The organism is Paraburkholderia sp. BL9I2N2 (assembly GCF_004339745.1).
Lineage (GTDB): Bacteria > Pseudomonadota > Gammaproteobacteria > Burkholderiales > Burkholderiaceae > Paraburkholderia.
On sequence record NZ_SMGP01000001.1, the window covers coordinates 688,893 to 709,277 of the forward strand.

The 20,385-nt window shown below is 62.5% G+C and carries 21 protein-coding genes and 2 tRNA genes; 6 read left to right on the forward strand and 17 right to left on the reverse strand.

The window, feature by feature from the left end; translation table 11 throughout:
- Positions 1-67: 67 nt before the first annotated feature.
- From B0G74_RS03235 to B0G74_RS45635, 3 genes are all read right to left on the reverse strand, one after another.
- Positions 68-144 (reverse strand) — tRNA-Pro (locus B0G74_RS03235).
- A gap of 93 nt (positions 145-237) precedes the next feature.
- Complete coding sequence (locus B0G74_RS03240; protein ID WP_007181032.1) at positions 238-396, reverse strand: DUF3309 family protein; 159 nt, start codon at positions 394-396, stop codon at positions 238-240.
- Positions 397-753: 357 nt separating this feature from the next.
- Positions 754-927 (reverse strand): hypothetical protein, encoded by a 174-nt coding sequence (locus tag B0G74_RS45635; RefSeq protein WP_165923803.1) that lies wholly within the window; start codon positions 925-927, stop codon positions 754-756.
- 182 nt (positions 928-1,109) lie between these two features.
- Between B0G74_RS45635 and B0G74_RS45640 the strand changes: the two genes are divergently transcribed.
- Positions 1,110-1,280, forward strand: a complete 171-nt coding sequence (locus B0G74_RS45640; protein ID WP_165923804.1) for a hypothetical protein — start codon at positions 1,110-1,112, stop codon at positions 1,278-1,280.
- Positions 1,281-1,598: 318 nt separating this feature from the next.
- Here B0G74_RS45640 and B0G74_RS03245 read toward each other — a convergent pair whose 3' ends face one another.
- Both B0G74_RS03245 and B0G74_RS03250 read right to left on the reverse strand, forming a co-directional pair.
- Entirely contained in the window at positions 1,599-2,966 is a 1,368-nt protein-coding gene (locus B0G74_RS03245) for an MATE family efflux transporter (protein ID WP_132373623.1), read from the reverse strand.
- Entirely contained in the window at positions 2,963-3,271 is a 309-nt protein-coding gene (locus tag B0G74_RS03250) for a DUF2288 domain-containing protein (protein ID WP_132373624.1), read from the reverse strand. Before B0G74_RS03250 ends, B0G74_RS03245 begins: the two co-directional genes overlap by 4 nt.
- A 108-nt stretch (positions 3,272-3,379) precedes the next feature.
- Between B0G74_RS03250 and B0G74_RS03255 the strand changes: the two genes are divergently transcribed.
- Together B0G74_RS03255 and B0G74_RS03260 are read left to right on the forward strand one after the other, a co-directional pair.
- Positions 3,380-4,108 (forward strand): pentapeptide repeat-containing protein, encoded by a 729-nt coding sequence (locus B0G74_RS03255; RefSeq protein ID WP_132373625.1) that lies wholly within the window; start codon positions 3,380-3,382, stop codon positions 4,106-4,108.
- A complete protein-coding gene (locus B0G74_RS03260; RefSeq protein WP_132373626.1) occupies positions 4,105-4,479 on the forward strand; it encodes a hypothetical protein in 375 nt (124 codons plus the stop codon). The genes B0G74_RS03255 and B0G74_RS03260 overlap by 4 nt, the downstream gene beginning before the upstream one ends.
- Before the next feature lie 466 nt (positions 4,480-4,945).
- Here the strand turns inward: B0G74_RS03260 and B0G74_RS03265 are convergent, their stop codons facing one another.
- From B0G74_RS03265 to B0G74_RS03275, 3 genes are all read right to left on the reverse strand, one after another.
- The gene (locus B0G74_RS03265) at positions 4,946-5,272 is read right to left on the reverse strand and encodes a hypothetical protein (protein WP_132373627.1); all 327 of its coding nucleotides are present in this window, start codon (positions 5,270-5,272) and stop codon (positions 4,946-4,948) included.
- A gap of 211 nt (positions 5,273-5,483) precedes the next feature.
- On the reverse strand, positions 5,484-6,194 hold the full coding sequence (locus tag B0G74_RS03270; RefSeq protein ID WP_132373628.1) for a peptidoglycan DD-metalloendopeptidase family protein: 711 nt from the start codon (positions 6,192-6,194) through the stop codon (positions 5,484-5,486).
- 220 nt (positions 6,195-6,414) lie between these two features.
- The gene (locus B0G74_RS03275; protein WP_132373629.1) at positions 6,415-7,323 is read right to left on the reverse strand and encodes an aldose epimerase; all 909 of its coding nucleotides are present in this window, start codon (positions 7,321-7,323) and stop codon (positions 6,415-6,417) included.
- 651 nt (positions 7,324-7,974) lie between these two features.
- On the opposite strand from B0G74_RS03275, the gene B0G74_RS03280 reads away from it, so the two are divergent.
- Together B0G74_RS03280 and B0G74_RS03285 are read left to right on the forward strand one after the other, a co-directional pair.
- Positions 7,975-8,805 carry an undecaprenyl-diphosphate phosphatase gene (locus B0G74_RS03280; RefSeq protein WP_132373630.1) on the forward strand — a complete coding sequence of 277 codons (831 nt, stop codon included), beginning with the start codon at positions 7,975-7,977 and terminating at the stop codon, positions 8,803-8,805.
- A gap of 290 nt (positions 8,806-9,095) precedes the next feature.
- Positions 9,096-9,172 (forward strand) — tRNA-Arg (locus tag B0G74_RS03285).
- A gap of 52 nt (positions 9,173-9,224) precedes the next feature.
- Here B0G74_RS03285 and B0G74_RS45645 read toward each other — a convergent pair.
- The gene (locus B0G74_RS45645; protein WP_165923805.1) at positions 9,225-9,392 is read right to left on the reverse strand and encodes a hypothetical protein; all 168 of its coding nucleotides are present in this window, start codon (positions 9,390-9,392) and stop codon (positions 9,225-9,227) included.
- 315 nt (positions 9,393-9,707) lie between these two features.
- Between B0G74_RS45645 and B0G74_RS03290 the strand changes: the two genes are divergently transcribed.
- The gene (locus tag B0G74_RS03290) at positions 9,708-9,938 is read left to right on the forward strand and encodes a DUF4224 domain-containing protein (protein WP_132373631.1); all 231 of its coding nucleotides are present in this window, start codon (positions 9,708-9,710) and stop codon (positions 9,936-9,938) included.
- On the opposite strand, the gene B0G74_RS03295 is transcribed toward B0G74_RS03290, so the two are convergent.
- From B0G74_RS03295 to B0G74_RS03325, 8 genes are read right to left on the reverse strand one after another with little or no spacing between them, the layout of a single operon-like run.
- Positions 9,935-15,553: a hypothetical protein gene (locus B0G74_RS03295; protein WP_132373632.1), complete on the reverse strand. Its 5,619-nt coding sequence runs from the start codon at positions 15,551-15,553 to the stop codon at positions 9,935-9,937. The genes B0G74_RS03290 and B0G74_RS03295 overlap by 4 nt on opposite strands.
- Positions 15,554-15,607: 54 nt before the next feature.
- Positions 15,608-15,742: a hypothetical protein gene (locus B0G74_RS47415; protein WP_279388555.1), complete on the reverse strand. Its 135-nt coding sequence runs from the start codon at positions 15,740-15,742 to the stop codon at positions 15,608-15,610.
- Positions 15,743-15,751: 9 nt separating this feature from the next.
- Entirely contained in the window at positions 15,752-17,839 is a 2,088-nt protein-coding gene (locus tag B0G74_RS03300) for a hypothetical protein (RefSeq protein WP_132373633.1), read from the reverse strand.
- Positions 17,836-18,276: a Bbp16 family capsid cement protein gene (locus B0G74_RS03305; RefSeq protein WP_132373634.1), complete on the reverse strand. Its 441-nt coding sequence runs from the start codon at positions 18,274-18,276 to the stop codon at positions 17,836-17,838. Before B0G74_RS03305 ends, B0G74_RS03300 begins: the two co-directional genes overlap by 4 nt.
- 9 nt (positions 18,277-18,285) lie before the next feature.
- Positions 18,286-18,951 (reverse strand): hypothetical protein, encoded by a 666-nt coding sequence (locus B0G74_RS03310; protein WP_132373635.1) that lies wholly within the window; start codon positions 18,949-18,951, stop codon positions 18,286-18,288.
- Positions 18,933-19,736: a hypothetical protein gene (locus B0G74_RS03315; RefSeq protein WP_132373636.1), complete on the reverse strand. Its 804-nt coding sequence runs from the start codon at positions 19,734-19,736 to the stop codon at positions 18,933-18,935. The genes B0G74_RS03310 and B0G74_RS03315 overlap by 19 nt, the downstream gene beginning before the upstream one ends.
- Before the next feature lie 49 nt (positions 19,737-19,785).
- Complete coding sequence (locus B0G74_RS03320; RefSeq protein WP_132373637.1) at positions 19,786-20,067, reverse strand: hypothetical protein; 282 nt, start codon at positions 20,065-20,067, stop codon at positions 19,786-19,788.
- The gene (locus tag B0G74_RS03325; RefSeq protein ID WP_132373638.1) at positions 20,064-20,270 is read right to left on the reverse strand and encodes a hypothetical protein; all 207 of its coding nucleotides are present in this window, start codon (positions 20,268-20,270) and stop codon (positions 20,064-20,066) included. Before B0G74_RS03325 ends, B0G74_RS03320 begins: the two co-directional genes overlap by 4 nt.
- Between the last annotated feature and the right edge of the window lie 115 nt (positions 20,271-20,385).

A 20,385-nucleotide genomic window follows, 5' to 3' on the forward strand; every position in this document is an offset into this window, starting at 1 on the left:
AGCCTGAAAGCCCAAAAAGCAAAAACCCGCGAAGCCGGAGGCTACGCGGGTTTCATGTTGCTTTTCGTGGTCGGAGCGAAAGGATTCGAACCTTCGACCCTCTGATCCCAAATCAGATGCGCTACCAGGCTGCGCTACGCTCCGACGAATCCGAGATTCTACGTGGCATTGGGTGCCAGAGTCAATCACGAATTGCGCCGGTGCGAAACGGAGGCTCGAATGCGCGATTCGGCCGCGTTATATGCGTCCCATCAGCAGCAACACGATCACGATGATCAGCACGACCCCGAGCACGCCGGTCGGCCGATAGCCCCAGCCACTGCTGTACGGCCAGCTCGGCAATGCACCGATCAGCAGAAGAATGAGCACGATAAGCAGTATGGTTCCGATGGTCATTCGAGTTCTCCCTGTCTGGCCTGAGCCATTTGGTCTGTTGGTTCGGCGCATTCGCGCCGGGACGCTCGACGCGCAATCTGCGCGCTCCTTGCAGGCTTACATGCAGCAAGGCATGTGCCTGAACGGAAAGCAAGCTCAGAGGGGAGAGGGCGGGCGGCTGCGTGCTTTAGCCGTGGCGCGGTGATGCGTCAGGGGAAATGGCAGGCAGGAAAAACTCGCGCGCTGATGGCGGGTGCGCGACCGCCATCGCCGCGCCAGCGCCCGACGTGCGAGCGCCGGCTCGCACGTGCGGTGCAGCGTATCAACCGTTGAATCAGCCGGAACCGCCGCAAGCGCAGCCAGCAGCCGGTTTTCCGTTCAGTGCCGGCGACGCATCCAATGCGGCATGTGCTGATGAGTCAGCCAGTGATGGACCATGCCTTCGCCGTTGTGTTCGCGCCGATAGGTTCTCGATTCGTAAATCGACAACACGAGCAGCACGAGCAGACCTATTCCCAGTCCGATCAGACCCGCGATCGTTTCAGCGTCCATGGCAGTCTCCTGTGAGATGCGGCTGTGACTTCATAGTAGCTCACGCGTAATGAAATGGGAGGGGGCCCGCTGCTCGCCGCGGCGTCGTGGAATGCGCTTTGCAGGTAGACTCTCGGCGCTCGCGCTTGCCCGGTCACCGCCGGGCAGCCGCTCTTTCATTCTGCTTCGAGAGACTCCTGTTTATGATCCGCGTTTCGATGCTTGCGTTGCTGCTGGTTGCCGGCGTTGCCGGTTGCGCGAATGGTCCGTCCGGCCATCGCGGCGGCCCGCCGCCGCAAGATCCCGCCGACTATCACGGCGTGCCCACCGACAGCCGTCCGCCCGCCATGGTGCCTGCGCCGGTCACGCCTTGAGCGTCGGCTGATAGCGGATTCCGCAACGGTGTGAACAGCGGAAGCGAAGCGCCGGCGCGGGCACGCCGGCGCTTCTGACCCGCGCAGACTTTTCGCGCGGAGAGCGCGGGCTGAGGTCATTCTAGGGCGAGCGTCGCGTTCGATATGTGTGCGCTTGTTTCAAGCCGTAACCGGGTGCCGCGATGCGAAATGGATGCGCGGTGGTTCGTGCCCGTTTGCCTGGGAAGCGCGATGCACCGATACGTCGGCGCGCTTGGAGGTTTGGTGCAATAGTGCGCTGGGCGAGATAAGTAGCACACGCGCATGGCGAAACGGCGCTTAAGCAGCCGCGCCCGCCATGCCGCGCACGACGCCCGGCAAATAGCGCGCAAGCGTGAGACCACGCAGCGCCATGAAGAGCAGCATCGCGGCCCACAAGCCGTGATTGCCGTACAGCGCTAACAAAGCCCACGACGCCGCTACGAACAGCGCGAACGACACCACCATCGACATCATGAGTTCGCGCGTGCGGGTCGCGCCAATGAAGACGCCGTCGAGTAGAAAGCCCCACACGGAAACTACCGGCGAGAGCGCGGCCCACGGCAGATACATTTCAGCGGTGGCGCGCACCGCGGCCTGATCCGTCAGACGTTCGACGATCCACGAGCCCGCGCCCCAATACACCAGCGAGAACCCCAGCGCACCGAGCGTGGACCACAATGCCGTCACCTTGATCGCCTGCGTGAACGCGTGCCGGTCGCGCGCGCCGATCGCCGCGCCGACCAGCGCTTCGGCGGCGTGCGCGAAGCCGTCGAGTCCGTAGGCCATGAAGGTCTGAAAATTGAGCAGCAGCGCGTTGGCGGCGAGCGTGGCGTCGCCTTGCTTCGCGCCCAGATGCGCGAACCAGCCGAACGACGAGAGCAGGCACAAGGTGCGCACGAAGATGTCGCGATTGAGTACGACGAGCCGCTTGAGCGCCGCCGCGTTGAACAAAGCGGCGCGGTTCAGCGTGGGCAGGCCACGTGGCCTGCCCTGCCATAGCAGGGCGGCGCCGAGCACGAAGCCGAGCGCATCGGCGGTGGCCGTAGCCGCGCCGATGCCGGCCACGCCCCAATTGAATCCGTACACATACAGCAGCACGGCCGCGATGTTCACGCTGTTGATGAACACCTGCGAGAGCAGCGCGAGCCGCACCTGTTGCGTGCCGAGCAGCCAGCCGAGCACGACATAGTTGCCGAGGGCGAGCGGGGCGGCCCAGATGCGCGCATGACAGTAAAGCCGCGCGTTGCGTTGCACCGCGTCGCTGCCGCCGATCACGCGCAATGCGTAATCGATGAGCGGCATTTGCAGTGCCAGCACTACGGCGCCGATCGCGGCCGCCAGCAACAGCGCGCGTACGACGTTGTTGCGCAACTCGGCGTGGTCGTCCGCGCCGTGCGATTGCGCGACGAGACCCGTCGTGCCCATGCGCAGGAAGCCGAAGCCCCAGAACACGAAGTTGAAGAACAGGCCGCCGAGCGCCACGCCGCCGAGATACGACGCGCCATCCAGATGGCCGGCAACGGCGGTGTCGACCGCGCCGAGAATCGGCTGCGTCAGATTGGCGAGAACGATGGGAAACGCCAGCGCGAGCACCCGGCGGTGCCAGTGCACAGGGACGGCGGGTGCCGCGGCCGACGGGTCCGCGTCGCGCGCGGCTTCGCTCAATTGCGTTCCTGCACGCACACCCAGGGCGAGACGACGACGGCCCAGAGATCCGGGTCGCGCTCGGCGAAGTCGGCGGCGGTTTCCGCCTGCACGCGCTCGACAAGCCCCGAGGACAGCCATTGCGTGACTTGCGTGGTGTCGTCGCTGGCGATGGCTTCGGCGACGCTCACCAGATCGAGGTCACGCGCGACGCGCAGCAGCATCCCGCGTGCGAAGAAGCGTTCGAGTTCGGGCCAGCCAATCTTGGCGGTTTCGGCGAGCAGCTTGGCGTACAGCGGGCTATGGGTGGCGTCGTTGGAAGTCATCGTAAGCGGGTTCTGACGGGGCCGTTACTATAAACCATTGGGGCGGGCCGCCGGCGCGGCGCGCGTTCCGGTAGGCTATGGGTCCTTCGAAATTCATTCTGAACCTTCATGTCACTGGATTCAACGGCGCCGGCTTCGGGCGCGCAAGCTCACGTCGTGACCGATGCCGCGCTCACGCGCGCCGAGGTGGAGCGACTCATCGCGGCGAGCCTCGCCGGCAATAAAGCGCCGCTGCATTTCACCGACTGCGATTTCGAAGGCGCCGACCTGTCGCGACTCGATCTGCGCGGCGCCGAGTTTCATCGCTGCACGATCGTCGAGACCTCGTTTTTTGGTGCGGCGCTCTCGCATACCCGCTGGGTCCGTTGCCGTGGCCGCGAGGCGGATTTCGCATCGGCCGACCTGGTCGACGCGGAGTTTCAGTCGAGCGACCTGAACAACACCAACTGGCGGCGCGCCAAGCTGGCTTCGGCGTCGTTTCATAGCTGCAAGCTGACCGGTGCCAATTTCGAAGCGTGCACGGCGCTGGGTTTGAGCTTCGTCGAAACGCTGCTGGTCGGCGCGCACTTGCGCGGCCTGTCGTTTCGCAAGGCCACGCTGCAACAACTGGACTTCTCCGATGCCGATCTCGCCGGTGTCGACTTCCGTGAAGCAATTTTCGACGGCGGCAGCCTGAAGGACGCCCATCTGAAGGGCGCGCGCTTCGACGGCGCCGATCTGCGCGAAGCCGACCTGAGCGGCGTGCGACTGGTGGACGCGACGCTCTTCAAGGGCGCGACGATCTCGCATGCCCAGGCGGCCGTGCTCGTCACCGAACTCGGTTTGCGGGTCATGTGAGCGCGGCTTCAGGCTGGCCGATTTTTAGCCATTCGGCCAGCTTGAACGATTGGATGCCGATGTTTATCATTCGATTGGTCGAATCAAAAGCCGCTCGATTTTCAGTGCAGGAATTTGTCGGCGGATTTGAATCTCTTTATTATTTTCGCTATTCGCGAATTTCTTGTGAAGAAATCACTGCTTTAATTGAACCGTCAATATCGGTTAATAATGCGAAAGGGTGCGGTGGCGCACTAAAGCTACGCAGGACGCAAAGCGTCCGAATCATGCTGGATGGGTTAGCCGAAATCGGCCAGCGCCCTTTCCTCAGGCCTTTTCCGGGCGCTTTCAGGCGGACCCTTGCTTTGCGCGGTCCGGCGGGCAATACCTGAGTTTCGAGCCGGGGCCATTTGAAGCGCTTAATGTGAAACGGTGGGCGAATTTAGCCTGTTTATTTCCGACTTTTCCGCTTCACGTAACGCGGAATCAGTACGCCGCATCACATTGACTGCGAAATTAATATATTGCGCTTGTAAAAGGGGATTGTTAGATTTCGTTCTGGCGCATGGTGAACCGGTCCTTTGCCGATATGCGCCGAACCCCCGTTAGCCCGGCCTCGTGCCGGGCTTTTTTTTCGCCGCGCTCATCGTCGAGTCACGTCCGAGTCACTGCGGATTCACATGTGTAGTGGATCATGAAAACTTACTTCCCCTTTCCAGAGCATGAGCGCGTTAATCATTTTTCTCGGCATCTGCCCGGTTGCGCTTGGCGTGCTGATCGCCTTCTCCGCGCGCATCGATCCGCGCTCGGGACGCTGGCGCCGCCGCTAGTTCGTGCGGCGGTGCGCGGGCGTCGTCGCTACTGCTTGCAGCGAACCACCATCGACCGGTTCTTCACGTTCGCGCCGAAAATACCACCGACCGTTCCACCCGAGGTCGCGCCATTGTCGACGTCTTTCGACACCACGTCGTAGCCGTAGTTGCCGCAGACTTCGCCCGCGCGTTTGTAGCACTCGGCCCAGCTCGAGCTTGCGTCGCTGCCACTGCAGTTGATTGCAAAGCCGGTGTCGCCGTTCGGCAGGTAGGTCATGGTGGTGGTGCTGGAGCAGCCGCCGAGGCTGCCGAGTGCCAGCAGGCCGAGACCGATCGCCGCGGCCGTTGCGACGGACGCAAATGCGCTCTTCATACAAATTCCTTACAGATTGACGGAGGAAGACGTGACGCGAAGCCACGTCGTGTCCTGATTGAGCGTTTTATAACACGCCGGGTTCCCTCGGCCGCGGTTGCAGGGCGCGTGCCCGGCAACAGGCGGCGCGAGCGGCGGGAAAGCACACGGACCGCGCAGGGCGAGCCGAGAGCGCCCGCTGACGGCACAGTGCCGTGCCCCAGGCCAGCCTCTAACGGGGCGGCAGCGCCCGCGACGGATCGATTGAACGGCCCTGATAGCGCAGTTCGAAATGCAGCATCACACGGTCGGTATCCGTGTCGCCCATCTCGGCGATTTTCTCGCCGCGCGTGACCGACTGGCCTTCCTTCACCAGCAGCACGCGATTGTGGGCATAGGCGGTCAGATACTCGGCGTTGTGTTTGAGAATCAGCAGATTGCCGTAGCCGCGCAAGCCGTTGCCGGCGTACACCACCGTGCCGGGCGCCGCAGCGATGACGGGCGTGCCCGCCGCCGACGAAATATCGATGCCCTTCGAATTGCCGCCGTCAAAACGCCGGATGACCGTGCCGTCGGCCGGCCATACCAGCGAGATCGTCGAAGCCGGCGCGGCGGACGGCGCGCTATCGGCGGGCGCCGGACGCGGGGTGGCCGAAGCGCTGCCGCTTCCGCTGCTGCGTACCGCGCCACTGGTGGATGCCGTGCCGCCCGGCGGCGCGACGCGCAGCACCTGGCCGACCTCGATGCTGTCCGCATTGGTCAGATTGTTCCAGCGCACGATGCTTTGCACCGATTGCCGGCTACTGCGTGCGATCTTCGACAGCGTATCGCCCCGTTCCACCCGATAAAACCCCGGCCCCACCGGCGCCGACCCGCACGCGGCGAGCAGTGCCACCAACGACGCGCAGGCGAGCCGTTTCATCATTCTTGTTGTGTTACGCATTGGACCTCGCAAAGCGCTGCCGCGCGCCGATCCCGATCACGCGGCAGGTGGATACAAAGCGCTCGATTCTAACGGTTTTGCGCTGCAACACGCGAAAAGCGGGCAACGCGGCAGGCTCGTGCGGTGCGGAATGCGACGAAATGCAGCGAAATTTTTGGCGAAACCTCGCTCCAAATCCCGCCTCAAAGCCGACCGCGCGACTCGGTCCGCAATCCCGCAATCAACCCAGTTTGGCGACGCTGATTCGCAGCGCGGCGACTTCGGTCTGCCCCGGTTCGAGCCAGCGCAGACCCCTGCCGTTGTGAATCGCGTCCGGCAGCCCGAGCCACGGTTCGACACAGTAGAAGTCCGACTCCGCGGCTTCGGTCCACGTGGTGACGGCGTACCAGGGCACCGAGCCCGACCGTTGCAGGTCGATCGTGACGAGCCGGTCGAGACCCGGCGCGACGAGCCGCACCGGTTGATCCGGCGTGCCGACGAGGCAATGGAAGCGGTCATGGATGCGCGCCTCGTCGAGTGTGTAGCGCGCTTCGCCTGGCTCGGCGGCGCTGATCGAACCGTCTTCCTGCTGATAGCACCGCTGCGTGCGTGGCAACTCCAGCGAGGTCTCGCCACGCTGCGTGTGCGGCAGCGTGAAATAGAAGTGATGGCCGGCGTAGTAGGGCAGCCGCGCGTTGCCGGTATTGGTGGTGGTGAATGTGACGTCGAGCGTGTGCGCATCCGCGAGGTCGTAGGCGGCCTCGAAACGGAAGCCGAACGGATAGCCGCCACGGGTCGCCTCGCTGTCGGTCAGGACCATGCGCAGGCCGGCGCCATGCACGTCCGCGTGGGCTTCGAACGGCAGGTCGCGGGCGAAGCCGTGCATCGGCAGCTCGCGCACCTTGCCCTGGGCGTCACGCCAGTAGCCGATCTTGCCGTCGACACGATGCCGGCCGAGAAACGGGAACAGCAACGGATTGCCGCCGCGAATCCGCGCGGGCTGGCTCCAGTCGGCATGCTCCGGCCAATGGATGACTTCTTCGCCGTCGATCGTCCACGACATCAGACGGCCGCCGGCTTGCGGCGCGAAACGGAGCACGGAGGCATCCTGGGCGATCTCGAGAATGTCCGGTTGCGGGGAGAGGGGCATGGTCGATGGACTGATGAGTAAGAGGTTGAAGGCAGAAGCGAGGCGGCCCGGAAGCGGCGCAATCCTCGCATGCGAGCGTCGGAATTTGCCGCGCGGCGCCGCGCGAGAGAATGATTTTGCGCTGCTTTCCGCTACGGGGAAACCCTTCTCGGGAAATTGCGGGTGTCGCCGCAAGGCCATCCTTGCTGATAATTCGTCTGACTGCTCGGTAACTTCGACGACCGGGCGAGACTGCCTCAGGAGGCTGTATGGATCTCGCAATGGCAATGGCTGTGACTTTGTTCGGCATGTTCGCGGCAAGCACGGTCTACTTCTTTTACAAGCTCGAACGCTGATCCGGGCATTCGCATCGTCTTGCTCAGCTCGTCAAAGGGCATCCGGTCCCGTGGATGATTCTTCTGCCGGGCACCACGTAGTTCGCTTCACGTCATTCTGCTGATCCACAGGGCTGCCATTCATGGCGGCCCGTTTCTTTTTCTGCGCCGTAACAACGGTTTCGAGTTGTGACGCAACGCACAAAATTTCCCTGAATGCGGTCCAAACGCTTGGCGCTGACATTGCAGCCAGGCATAATCGGTGCGCTTTGAGGCGGCCGTGGATTCCTTATCCGGTGCGCCTTTCCCCGACATTTTCCTTACAAGGACGCCCCGCGTGAACCTGTCGTTTCTCATTTTCCTGAGCGTGCTGCAAGGCGTCACCGAACTGTTTCCGGTGAGCAGCCTCGGCCATACGTTGCTCGTGCCCGCACTGTTCGGCATGCATATCGACAAACACGCGCCGCAATTGCTGCCGTTCCTTGTCGCGTTGCATCTCGGCACGGCGCTCGCGCTGCTGTGGTACTTCCGTAAGCGCTGGTGCGCGCTGGTGCGCGGCTTCTTCGCGTCGTTCGGCGGCCGCCGCAACGACGACGCGCACATGATGTGGGCGCTCATCATCGGCACGATTCCGGCGGGCTTGGTCGGACTGCTGCTTGAAAAGCGGCTCGAACGGCTTTTTCACGACCTGCGGATCGTGGCGATCGCGCTGATCGTCAACGGCGTGCTGCTGTGGTTCGGCGATCGCCTGCAGCGTACGCGTGCGCATCAGGCGCCGGAGAAGCTGACTTTCGGCCAGGCGTTTTTTGTCGGTCTCGCGCAGATCGGTGCGTTGATTCCGGGTTTCTCGCGCAGCGGTCTGACGATGATCGCCGGCAATGCGGCCGGCCTGACGGCGGAGAAGTCGGCGGAGTTCTCGTTCCTGCTCGGCACGCCGATCATCTTCGCGGCCGGCGTGCTCGAGTTGCCGAAGCTGTTCCATGCGCCGGGCCAACTCGCCGACGCGTTGCTCGGCGGCGTGCTGACCGCGATCGCCGCCTATCTCAGCGTGCGTTTCCTGATGCGCTATTTCGAAGGCCGCGGACGTCTGGCTTCGTTCGGCGTGTATTGCGTGATCGCCGGCATCGTGTTCCTCGGCTGGTTCATGCTGCATCCGCAGCCGGTGTGATTGAGTTCGCCATGTCCGCTAGCGCGTGCTGGCGGGCAGTGAACGATCGGTTATAATCCGGGCCCGGCTCAACCTGCCGGGCCCGTTTGTTTTGTGACTGGCAACAGCCGCTGTGGCGCGCGGAATGTCCGCGAGGCGCCGGGGTGGATTTCCCGTCTACCGCACGGTCAGTTAGAATTTCGGTATTCGACGAACCCTGTGGCTTGCAGGTGCACAGGTTCCAATGCCCGAAAGCGGGTTCTCATTGCGGGTGATGCACGTCGTGCGTGGTTGCATCGCCTCACTTCAATACGGCAGTAGCTCAGCTGGATAGAGCATCGGCCTTCTAAGCCGAGGGTGGGGGGTTCGAGTCCCTCCTGCCGTACCATCTCCAAGGGTTTGCAGTTCTGCGGGGTTACGCCGGGGTTACGGCCGTAGCCTTACATTTCTCGCCAGAACCCCGTCACGCGCCCATCCTCCGCGCACGTCAAGATATCGCCGACACGCAGCTCATCGTCATGGAGTTGTTGGAGCAGTGCGGGCGTTACCGGCACGAATTGATCATTGATGCCGGGCAACGAGCGGCCGGCCAAAAGGGAAGTGTTCATCTGGATCTCCATAGGCGTTTGTCCTTCGCCCGCTGCTAAACGGGGTGGGCGGCAAATGATCGGGTTAGCAGACCGGGGCATATGGAACCCGGCAGACCGAAGTCTCCCCACCATCGCCGCCCATTGAAGGCGCGATACAGACGAAAAAATACCGCCAGCGGCGGTAATCCGCCACATGCATTCGGGCTGCTAAACCCGATCGATGTTGTGTCATCAATGGGTTCAAGGATAGGCGGAATTGCGGCATACTACAAGGAAAATCGTATGTAAATCAACAAGTTAGGCAATGCCGAACTTTGTCGGGGGATACCGAACATGAATGAGCGCCTGCTGTCGCCTGAAGACCTGATCCGGATAACTAGCGCCCGGCGTTATTCGAAGCAGCGCCGCTGGTTCAAGCAGCAGTTCGGTATAGACGTCGTGTGCAACGGGCGCGGCGAAGTGATCATGTTGTGGTCAGCCTTCGACGCGCTCGTGCTGCGAGAGTGGAACCTCACGCGCACGAGCGCCCCCGAACCGAAAGATGTTGAACTCTTCTACGACTAGTGCGGGTCGGCGCGTCCGGACACGATGCCGTGGAACCAGCCGGCGATATCCTGCGGCCGTTGCTGACCGTCTGCCGTGTCCCACAGAAAGCGCCCGGTCGTCGTGGCCTGGCCGACTGGTAGCCCGAACGCGTAGCCGGCCGCCTGCACCGCGTGAGCGATCGGGTGCTCCACCTTGCCACCCGTCGCCGCGTGCGCGCCGTCTTTGACGACGTTTGAAATCGCGGTCGCCGCCTGCGCTAGCGGCGTCGCGGAGAACTGCTGATCGTGCAGCAGCGTCGGCGCAATGTCGCGCACGAGAGGTACGCCGGCCAGGCCGAGCCCCGCCAGCTCTTTCGCGAAGTGCCCGACGAAGCTCTCGTTGTGCGGCGTGCCCTTGATCAGGGTGTCCCATGCAGCGACGGCGGCGAAGTACCAGAACGACTTGGCGAGTACGCGGGCGAAGTCACCGCCTGCCGCTTTGATATTCCCCTGCTGCAGATTGCCGAAGCCGCTAACCGCCGTTCGGCCGATATCCCGCTGACGGTTATAGAAGTGGTTGAAGAATGAGTAAAACATCGTGATCGCCTTCTGGAACTCGCTCCCGCGCTGGATCGCGGCCTGATCCTTCACCCCGCCGCCGCCGTGCGCGTTGCGCACTGCCTTGTCGGCGTAGTAGATCGCATCTTGCTCGGTCATGCTCTCATGCAGTCCCTTCGTGTAGGCGCCCATCCACGTCGGCATCGCTGACGCCATGTCGATCATGGAGATACCGTAATAGCCGTAGCGGCGCGCTGCGTTGAGCGTCTTGGTCGCCGCGCTGACCGGACCGGACTGACTGTCGATTTGCACGTTGCGGATCAGGTCGCGCACGTCGCGGTCGACCTGCTCCATGCGGTGCCGCATCTCGCCTGATCGTTCGAACACGAAGTCGCGCGTGCCGGCCATGTCCTGCCGGAACGCGTTGACACCGGACGCCATCCACCGCGGGCCGATCTCGCCGACCGAGTTCAGCGCGGCAGCGCCGCCGTGCTTCAGGATCGTCGTCAGTCGGTAGCCGAGCCCGACCATCGTGGCGTTGGTGCGCGCAGACTTGATGAGGTTTTCCCAGAATGCGACTTCGCGGTTATCGACGTTGCGGTCGTTGGCGATTGCCTTCAGCCACGGCGTGAACTGTCCGTAATACTCGCGGCCCAGCGTGTTCTCGACACCTTCGCGCACCTTCGAGTCGGAAAGGAACCGGTGTGCGTCCATGATCGCTTCGCGATAGGCGATGTCGTGAATCACCTGGCCGACGTGGCGCGGCAGCACTTCCATGCTCAGGTAGAGCGGCGCTTTGTATTCGTCTATCCGCTCATTTGTGTAGCCGTGCCGCGTGGTTGCCTTCGTGTAGTTGGCGGCGAACAGATCGGCTTCACGGCCCTTGTTCCGGTCGGCGCTGAAGCTGCGCAGCGGGTCATAGACGACCGGGTAGTAGCCGCCTTCATACGAGCCGTGCGGCGTGCGCACCGCTCGTGGCTGAACCTTCGGCGGCGCCACGCCCGACACCCGCTTTTCTAGCGCTTCGATTTCCGGCCACAGCGTGTCGATCGTGTGCCAGATGCGTTGCACGAGGTCCCAATCGCCCTTCGACATGTGCCGGTTCAACACGCGCTGCACTGCCTGATCGGACCAGCCCTTGCCTTCGAGCAGCTTAGAATAGTTGGACTCGTTGCCGGTGTTCAGCGCCATTGCGATCACTTCACTTTTCAACATCGAAGTCGGCTCGCCGGTCTTTTCGTCGCGCAGTTCGGGCATCGTGTAGCGGTTCGAGAAGTCCTTTGTTACCTCGTCGGGCACCGCGTCGAACGCTTCCTTGAACTTCGCCGTGATGTCCTTTCGCAGATCGTTTTCACGCGCTTCGGCGTCGGCGATGCGCCGAAACACGACCCGATTGAACACGCCCTGCGGGTCGTGGTTATCGAGCCAATCCATAACCTGTTCCATCTTCAGCAGCGACGCGTCGCCAGACTTCACGGCGCTCTTGAACCGCGCGCTCACGGCGCGGATTGCGTCGACGCCTTTGCCACCCTCACCGGGGTTAAGCACGTCGTCGGGCGTGCGCTGCTTAAGCTGTTTCATCTGCGCAACAGCTTCTTCGCGGATTGCGTCGAATTCGCGTGCGTCCTGATTGTCGAGCAGCGTCTGCTTCAGTCGGCCGAGATGGTCAATTGAGCGGATCGAGTCGGCGAGGCCGCGGAACGCTTCGAGCGTCATATCTTTATAGTGCCCGCGCATCGCTTCGTTCAACAGCGAAGATGGGATCGCGGGCTCGAAGCCTTGCGCCTCCTGCGACTGCACCCAATCGAGCAGCGACAGCCGGCGCGCGCGTTCCTTCGCCGTGATGCCGGTGCGCAGATCCCACCGGTCGAGCAGGGCGTCGATCTGCTCTATGTAGTCGGCACCGATCGCCGCGCGGGTCGTCTTGTTACCGAACCGCTTGAGGTATTCGAGCGTGCGCTGCACTTCGTCGGCCGCGTCAGTCGCCACCTTGGCGAGCTGGTTGTTGAGCAACTGGTCGCGCTTCGCCTTCGCGGCGGTCGGAACATCGCCCGCCATGCGAGCCTTTTCGGCCTGCTTTGCGGCGCGCGTCTCGGCGGCGGTGTACTGTGCCGGGCGTAGGTTCTTCACACGCGTCGCGGCGATGGTGCGCTCGGCGGCGTCCTTCGCGGCGCGGGTGATCTCGCGGATCGGACCGGTCGCCTTGTTCAGCGCGCGGAACTCCGTCGCGATGAAGCGCGCGCGTGCTTCGTTGTGGATCGCGGCATCGGCCGCGCGGCCCATGGCGTCGGGCGACGTGATGTCGCCGTGCTTTTCGAGCATGCGCTGGTCGGTGACGGCCTGCACCACCTTGTCAAACGGTTCGGCGTTGGCGATTGCCGCGTGCATTTCGGCGGCCGATGCGAATCCGAACGTCTCGGCGGTGATGTCTGGATCCTTGCCGGCGCCGTCGGCTTTGAGATAGGACATTGCCTGGTAGACCGGCTCGGCAGAAATTTCGGTGCGCACTTCCGCTTCTGTCGCGTCGCGCTTCTCGGCAACGTCGCTTTTCACGCCGCGTAGGGCGTCGGCTTTGCGGTTTTCAAGCCAGCGCAAATCGCGAAGGGTGCGCGAGCCGAGCTTTTGCACCGCGTCGAGCGTCGCCTCATTGCCGAGTTGGCGATACTTCGCGTAGTCGTCGGGTGTCATGCCGGCTTCGTCGGCTGACTTGAACAGCGGCATGTAAGAGCGCGCCGTCTCGGCGAAAACGATATCGTCATTGGTAGCGAGCAGGCGATCGAACACGCCGCGCACTTCGGGCGATAGTTGCACCTTTAGATCGCCAATCGACTTGTACACGTTCACGAGCCATGCGCGAAAGCGCTGGAACACGCCCTGCATTTCGAGCGACGGCGATTTGCCTTCGCGCAGATACGCCTCAAAGCCGCGCGCGAACTGCTCGTGCATCGGGCGCTTTTCTTCGAGCGTCATCGCGCGCCACGCGTCGGGCGTGGTGCCGAGCCAGTCGGTCACGTGCTGCATGTCAGCCTTCAGTGCGTCCGGCCCGTTCTGTGCCACGTGATCGAGCACGTTCAAAAAGTGGTGCCCGCTTTCGTGGAGAAACGTCGACAGATCCGCGCCTTTGAGCAGGGTGATCGTGCTCGGCCCGCTGCTCACGTCATCCGGAAACGACAGCTTGCCGCGCGCTTCCTGGTCGAGCGCATTCGCGCCTGGCACGCCTTCGGCCGCGATCCGCAGGGGGTAGGCCGCGAACATCTGTTCCGGCGTCATGCCGAGGCGCTCAGCGGTCGTGCCGTAGAACGATTGCACCAGCTTCGAATAGGCGTCGTTCGTCTCGGCCGGGAAGCGGTTCGCGGTGTCGAGCTGGTTGCGCACGTTGTCGCCGACGACTTGCGCGCTCAATTCATGCGCGGTCTGCATCTCGTCTGCATTGAAAACGTTCTGCGCTTCGTCGCGAAACTGGTCCGCGTGCGATTGATAAAACGCCTGCGCCTCGTTCTGCGTCATGCCTTCCGGGTCGGTGCGCAGGTTTGGGATCAACTCGCCGGCCAGCTTCGGATCAGCAAAGTGCGTCGCGAAGTCTTCGACCGGAATACTCACCTGGCCGTTGGTCTGAAGCGCCGTTTGCAACTGCTCGGCAACGTCCGGCAACTTGGCCTGCAACGCGTTCGCGTCAATGCCCGACTGGTTCAGCGCGTTCGCAAGCACGGTGCCGTCGACATAGACATTCTGGATCGGGCCGTTGTCGCTCGACTGCTTGATAAAGTCGCTGAACGCCTGCGGGTCACGCGTGCGCAACTTCGACGTGGCTGCGGTACTCACGAGATTGGACAGGCTCGCCGCGTCGGCGGTCGCAATGTCTGCTTTCGCTGCGTCGGTGAGCCATCCGCCACCGGCACGGCCTTGTCCCTGCAGCGAGAACATCGTATTGAGTGCGTAGTCGAAAGCCTTCTGCGCGGTCGGGCGGCTGTCGAACGGGTTCGTTCCGTTCAGCGCGTCCATTGCCGCATTCACGCCGAGCATGCGGGCCGTCGTTTGCAGGATGGTGTTATCGGGTAACACGCGGCCGGCGACGCCGAAGACGCCGCCCATCGCCGCGCCGCTCGCACCCGCACGGGCGACTGAGGAAAAGGCATCCGTACCGCTAGTCTGGTTCAGCGAGTCGCCGACCGACGTCAGCGCGCTTGCCGTCCCGAGCGTGGCGGCTTGGCCCGCAACGTCCTTGACTGCTGCTTTCGCGAACGACTCGCCGGCCACATGCTCGAGCAACGACCCGCCGACGCGTTCGACGGCGCCTTCTGCGATCTTGAGCGGTGCGCCGGTCATGAAGCCCGCGAGGTTGCCGGCGCCGGCCGCCACATCGGCCACTGTGTTGCCACTCGGTGTTGCGTCGGCCGTCGCGCCGGCTAGGAACGAATGAAAGAAGCCGCGCGCGAACGAGACGGGCGCCGGGTTCATGCCGCCGACGGCTTGGCGCTGATCGTCGAGCGGCGTGTCGGTCTGGTTAGCAAAGACTTGAGCCGATGCCTGCGCGGCGCCAGCGCCCTGCGCATTGCCGGTCTGGTCGAGCCCGATCAGGCTGCTCGCGTCGGGGCCGATCAGGTTGCGCGCCCAATCGGCGATACGCGTGCGCAGCGGCAACGGGCTGTTGTCGGGCTGAAAATATCCCGTCGTGCCAAGGGCGAGCGGCACTGTGTTGCCAGTAGGGCCGAGCGCCGTCGTCGCATTTTCGACGTTCGCCAGGTTGTGGATGTCGTCGTGCGCGATAAGCGCATTGTCTTGCGACTGGTAGAACGCAGCGGTCGTCGGGAACTGCTTGGCGAGCGCCTGCCAGTCGGTGTTCTGGATCTGCGCTCGCTGCTTTGCCTGATCCGGGAACGCCTTCACGCTGTCGACTGGCACGCCCGTTTGCCGGGCGAGCTGCTGCATCGCGGCCTCATAGTCGGGGTCCGCGCCAATCGCAAGGGCGACGTTGCCTTGTGCTGCGCCGGCCGTGTTGGCGAGATACGCCGCGGCGGGGCTGGCCGTTGGCGCGATAGCTGCGTCTGGCACAGCAGCGCCTGCCGCAGAGGCGGTAGGTACTGTCAAATCGGACATGTGTTTCCTTTAAGTCTCGTCGGGAGCGTCGCGGCGTTCGCACGATGTGTTGCTCTAGTCGGCACCCGGAATTTCCTTCAGATGTTGCAGTTCCTGCATCGCCGTTGCAACTTCGCGGTACGGTCGTGCCGCTAAATATTCCAGCAACTGCGCCAAGAGGTTAGCCGGGATCACGAATGTTTTATCCATGAGGAATCCTCAGTTAGCGATAAGATTCAAAAGCTTAAGCGCACGCACAACGTCGCCGAATGTGTAGACATTCGCCCCAATCCCGCCCGTGGACGTAGACGCACTATTCATGGCTGTTCCGGCACCGGCGTTAAACCCCGCCGTTTGTGAAATTGCGCCTGGCTGCCCTACTGGCGAGCCACCAAAAAAGCCAAGGCTTGTGCCGGTATGCTGAAAACGCGTCGGCACAGTCACCTGATTTCCGTTCATTTGCAGCACGTTGTTATTCGCTATCTGGAAAACCCACCCGCTGATCGAGCTTTGATAACCGAACCAATCCCCCGAGACGATTGGATATCTCGCGTCAGGGTCCGTCGCAGTCACGTTTCCGTAAATGCGCTGGTTCGCGGAAAGCGCAATTGCCGATTGAGTAGCATCCAGTTGCAAATAGGAAAGATCGAGCCCAAAGCGCGCCCCGCCGATGGCAGAGAACGCAACGTCGATCTTTGCTGATCCCACGCTCTGTACGCGATAGCCACCCCACCAGGCAAAGAGGGCGCCCGTCGCGTTGGTTCGTTCAAGATTACTTACGCTTCCGATGCCGGCAACATCGAAACCACCATCGCTGAGAAACGTCTCATATGGATTGAGATACACGCCGGAAGATCCCGCGGTCATGTCCCCGTTCCACAACGAAGCGGCCGGATTCGCAAGAAAGCTTGTCGCGCCGGCGCGTGCGCCAGACACAAATGCGGTTGCGTTATAGGCGACGCAGTCACCTTGCCCGTACTGCTCAAGTGCTATTCGCTTGGCAACTGCCGCCGTGCGCCCGCTGTTATCGCTGGTACCGTTATTCCATCCGGACGAGTTGTAAAGGCGAACGTATTCCTGATAAGTCTCCGGGGTGTACACGTAGCCTGTCGTGGGCTGGCCGAGCGTTGCCGCGCCAGTGATGCGATGCTCAGACTGGAAAATGCTGTGTGTGACGTCGCCATTGAACGCAGTCTCGATGCTATCGTGATCACCCAGCGTGGCCGGTGCGGCGTGAATAGCGCTGAAGAATTTCGCGCGCCGGTTGGCGCTTGTCTTCAGTTGCCCGAAACCGAAGTAGTTTTTCGTCAACGATGCCGATGCTGTCGACGCTGAATATGTACCTTCGGGCACGAAAATTGTATCGACAGCCGACGCCTCTACAGCCTCAACGGCGGCGGTGTCGTCATTGCTACCATCGCCCACAGCCCCTTTGTCGCGAAGGCTGAGAGCATCGTGCACCCGGTTGTACAGCAGCGAGCCAGGTGCGACCTTGCTATCGGTAACAGATTGATCGGGGGGTACATAGACGGAGAGGGTGGTACCAGTGCGAACATAGACGCGCTGAGTACCAAGCGGGATCGGAGCCGTCAGAGTAAGCGTCGTTCCAACTAGGGACAGAATCTGATCACCACCTTGATATACACCATCAAATTCGATCCATACGTTGGCTTTGTTGCCCGGCGCACGAGATAGTGTGAGCTGGGCTGTCGCCCCGGCTATAAAATCCACTCCCGCGACAAAACCGGGCTTCCCGTCGTTTCCAATTTCGTCTTGCAGATCCCCAGCGCCGACGCCTGCCGGAATCGGCAACAGCGTAAGGTTTCCAAGCGCGTCAAAGCTGAGAACCGTGCCAGCGCGCGCCTGCGCGGTCGGCAGTACAGGGTTTAGGCTTTCCGCTTCTGAGACAACGATGGCCCGAGAAGTGATCTCTTCTAGCTGCTGGATCTGAATAGTTGCCCGGTCGACCATGTCGCTGATCACCTTGGGGTAAAAGCCACCCCCATTTGTGATGTCAGTTCCTTGGTCGTAAGGCAGATCACCCACTATGACAAGCTGGTAGCCCGTAGGGAGCGGAGCGCCAGTCACCGGATAGGCGATCTGGCCGCCGGGGCCGCTGTCTTGGTTCGGATTCAGCAGGACTGAGTAATCCGAATCGAGCGCTAGCGTCGTCGATATACCGTTGCTATCGACCTTCAGCACCTTGATATCCGTTTTGCCGAATACCTTGAAGTTGAACGGGAAGGCCGTTGAAGCGCCGTTGCCGCGAAAGGGGCCCGCTTTGCGTGTCTGGCTTGAGATCGTCATACGCTGAACCCCTTTGCGAACTGATCTGTGGTCAGTACCGATGGCAGGTCTTCTGCGATGCCGGCGAGAATGGAACCAGCGGTCATCGTGCCCACCACGGTGTACATGAGGCCGAGATACCGGCGCAGCCGCTGTGGCGGAATGCGCGTGGCTGCAAGCATCGACTTCGCCGTCAAGTTGGCGAGCGGGATCGCGCCGCTATCGAAGTGCGTGAGCGGATTAGTAAGCAGATCGGCCGTGTCCGATGACACAAGCTGAATGCGCAGCGAGACGCCGCTCGCGAAGGTCTGCATGCAGCGCACGAACAGCGCGCCTTGCGATGTCTGACCGATAAGGCCGGTCATCGCATTCGGCCCCTGGTCGATCACGTTCGACGAGTTCGCGGTGGTCGTGATCAGCTGCGAGTCGCTGAACAGGGATTGGGTGTCGAAGAGCATGGATGTTCCTTAGCCGCGCATCTTTGCGCTGCGAGCCAGCTGCGCGATCTTCAGCACCGTTTTCGGGTCGTTGCCGAGGCGCGTTTGGTCGAGCATTCGTGAGAGACGCGGGTCGCGCGCGATCATCTGCTGGGCAGCTGCAAGTGCGCTCTTGGCGTCATTGCCGAAGTGCTGATTTAGCAACTCAATCGCGGCGTTCGTGTTCGAGGCGTCGCGCTCGGTAGTCATAGGCTCGGCCGTGAAGCGCGTGGCGGCGCTGACGAGTTCGTGCGCGTCTTGGGGGCTGGCCTCGAAGTCTGCGAAAATTTCCCGGAACTCAACGGCTGCAGCGGTCTTGACAGCCGGATCGAGCGCGACGTCCTTCATGCTTTCTTCGAGTTGGACGCTGGCGTACGTGCCTTGGGGCGAGAACATCCGGCGCAGCGGATCGTCGCGCAGTTCCCGAATCGCATCAGGCAATTCAATGGCTGCGGCCGGCGTCTCGGTTGCGGGTTTGGCGTCTGCCTGCGTGGCCTCTGCAGGCTTGGCGGCCTCGACAGGTGGCAACTGATCGGCCGGTGCGCTCGGAACGCTGGACTTGCCGAACAGACGGTCAGCGATCGCATTGAGGTCGGGGCCGCTCTCGCCCGACGCGCCGGTAGTGGTTTCAATGTCACTCATTTCGGCGCGGCCCATTCGACCGACACTGCATCGATCGAGTAAATCGAACCGTCAGGCAGTTCGATTTCCGTCGGTGGCGCGATCGCGGGCTCGGCTTCCTCGACGGGATCAGCGGGCAGGATGCCGAGTGTCTTGTGCAGATGGTCGAGCGCGTAGCCGATCCGGTCGGTCGATCCGTTGACCGCAGCAACCAGACCGCGAGTGCCGTGGGCGAAGAAATCGGGGTTTTTGAATTCGAGCAGTGCGTCGAGGTCGAAAACCTCGGCGATTCCTGCATCGCGCAAGCCAAGCGCGAACGCGTCGCGAATACCGACCGTAACAGTCTGCGCGACTGCGCCAACCCGCTGGGCAAACATCGACGCGTCGTTAGGCAGTGTGCGAGGTTCTGCGCCTTGCACGGCCTCGTAGACCGCCTGCAGAACAGCATCGTTGGAAGCATCAAACCCTTTGAGCGCCGCCGCCAGTGTGTCAAGTGCTTTTTGCAGCGCGCGGGCATTCTCCACGCGGGCCGCGGAAAGCGTCACCGCCTGATTGCGAGCGGCGATCCAGCCGGCACGCCTCGATGCCTTGTCGTCGATATCGTCGAGCCGCAGCGCTTCGTGCATCGCGTCGTTGAGACGATCGAGACGATCGCTCAGCGGGCGCACAGCCGCCGCGGCATCGTCGAGTGCCTTGTGTGCCTTGTCGTTGGTGGGATCGGTGCTGACAGCCTGCAGCGCGGCAGTGCGGGCATTAATCGCGAGGTTGTACGCATGCTGCGCCTCGGCGATGGCGGATTTCAAAACTGTTGCTCGGCGCATGGCGCGCTCCTGGGTTAATTGAGCCCAGGATATCCACCCGCTCGCGGGTTTACAACGCGGGTGACGCATTCCTTACGCTTACATAACGGCCCGATGGTTTGTACGTCGCGACTCCATTCGTCCAGCGCAAGTGATTGCGCAGTTCCACCGCAAGGCGCGGCGCGAATCGCCCAATCGAATCCGCTGCGCGCTCCAATCGTTTCCGCGCCGCTGCGGGCGTCACGCCGAGCATGTCGGCGACGGGCAGCGGGTGGTGCGGCGCGAGATACAGCACCGCGAGCATGCGGGTGCCCATTGTGTCGGGCAGGTAGACCCCAGCGATAGTGATCATGTCAGGTCCCTCGCTTCGAGCATTTCGAAAAGTGCAGCGGTCTCGGCGGCGTCGAAACACCAATAGCGGCACCGCTCGAAAAGTTTCAGGCGGGTGCTCGCCGTCGGCAACACGTCACCGAACACCAATGCATTCATCGCGCGGTCGCGCTCGCATGCGCGGTCCAGCCGTTCGGCGAAAGTCTTGCGTTGTTTCTTTTCCATCAAACCTCCTCACGTGCGCGCACGTGCGATCGCGCGTACTGCAACCGAAACCCTCGCGTGCACGCACATGCGCGTCGCGAAGCGTGCCGATTGACGCGGGAGCACGTAAAAAATT

Excerpts from the sequence above, each read along its gene's own strand:
- B0G74_RS03265 (WP_132373627.1), bottom strand. The coding sequence starts at position 5,272 with ATGAAGAGCGCATTTGCGTCCGTCGCAACGGCCGCGGCGATCGGTCTC.
- B0G74_RS03275 (WP_132373629.1), bottom strand. The coding sequence starts at position 7,323 with ATGCCCCTCTCCCCGCAACCGGACATTCTCGAGATCGCCCAGGATGCC.
- B0G74_RS03290 (WP_132373631.1), top strand. The coding sequence starts at position 9,708 with ATGAATGAGCGCCTGCTGTCGCCTGAAGACCTGATCCGGATAACTAGC.
- B0G74_RS03250 (WP_132373624.1), bottom strand. The coding sequence starts at position 3,271 with ATGACTTCCAACGACGCCACCCATAGCCCGCTGTACGCCAAGCTGCTC.
- B0G74_RS03310 (WP_132373635.1), bottom strand. The coding sequence starts at position 18,951 with ATGGGCCGCGCCGAAATGAGTGACATTGAAACCACTACCGGCGCGTCG.
- B0G74_RS03320 (WP_132373637.1), bottom strand. The coding sequence starts at position 20,067 with ATGATCACTATCGCTGGGGTCTACCTGCCCGACACAATGGGCACCCGC.
- B0G74_RS03255 (WP_132373625.1), top strand. The coding sequence starts at position 3,380 with ATGTCACTGGATTCAACGGCGCCGGCTTCGGGCGCGCAAGCTCACGTC.
- B0G74_RS03305 (WP_132373634.1), bottom strand. The coding sequence starts at position 18,276 with ATGCTCTTCGACACCCAATCCCTGTTCAGCGACTCGCAGCTGATCACG.
- B0G74_RS03295 (WP_132373632.1), bottom strand. The coding sequence starts at position 15,553 with ATGTCCGATTTGACAGTACCTACCGCCTCTGCGGCAGGCGCTGCTGTG.
- B0G74_RS45640 (WP_165923804.1), top strand. The coding sequence starts at position 1,110 with ATGATCCGCGTTTCGATGCTTGCGTTGCTGCTGGTTGCCGGCGTTGCC.
- B0G74_RS03325 (WP_132373638.1), bottom strand. The coding sequence starts at position 20,270 with ATGGAAAAGAAACAACGCAAGACTTTCGCCGAACGGCTGGACCGCGCA.
- B0G74_RS45635 (WP_165923803.1), bottom strand. The coding sequence starts at position 927 with ATGGACGCTGAAACGATCGCGGGTCTGATCGGACTGGGAATAGGTCTG.
- B0G74_RS03315 (WP_132373636.1), bottom strand. The coding sequence starts at position 19,736 with ATGCGCCGAGCAACAGTTTTGAAATCCGCCATCGCCGAGGCGCAGCAT.
- B0G74_RS03270 (WP_132373628.1), bottom strand. The coding sequence starts at position 6,194 with ATGCGTAACACAACAAGAATGATGAAACGGCTCGCCTGCGCGTCGTTG.
- B0G74_RS45645 (WP_165923805.1), bottom strand. The coding sequence starts at position 9,392 with ATGAACACTTCCCTTTTGGCCGGCCGCTCGTTGCCCGGCATCAATGAT.
- B0G74_RS47415 (WP_279388555.1), bottom strand. The coding sequence starts at position 15,742 with ATGGATAAAACATTCGTGATCCCGGCTAACCTCTTGGCGCAGTTGCTG.
- B0G74_RS03300 (WP_132373633.1), bottom strand. The coding sequence starts at position 17,839 with ATGACGATCTCAAGCCAGACACGCAAAGCGGGCCCCTTTCGCGGCAAC.
- B0G74_RS03240 (WP_007181032.1), bottom strand. The coding sequence starts at position 396 with ATGACCATCGGAACCATACTGCTTATCGTGCTCATTCTTCTGCTGATC.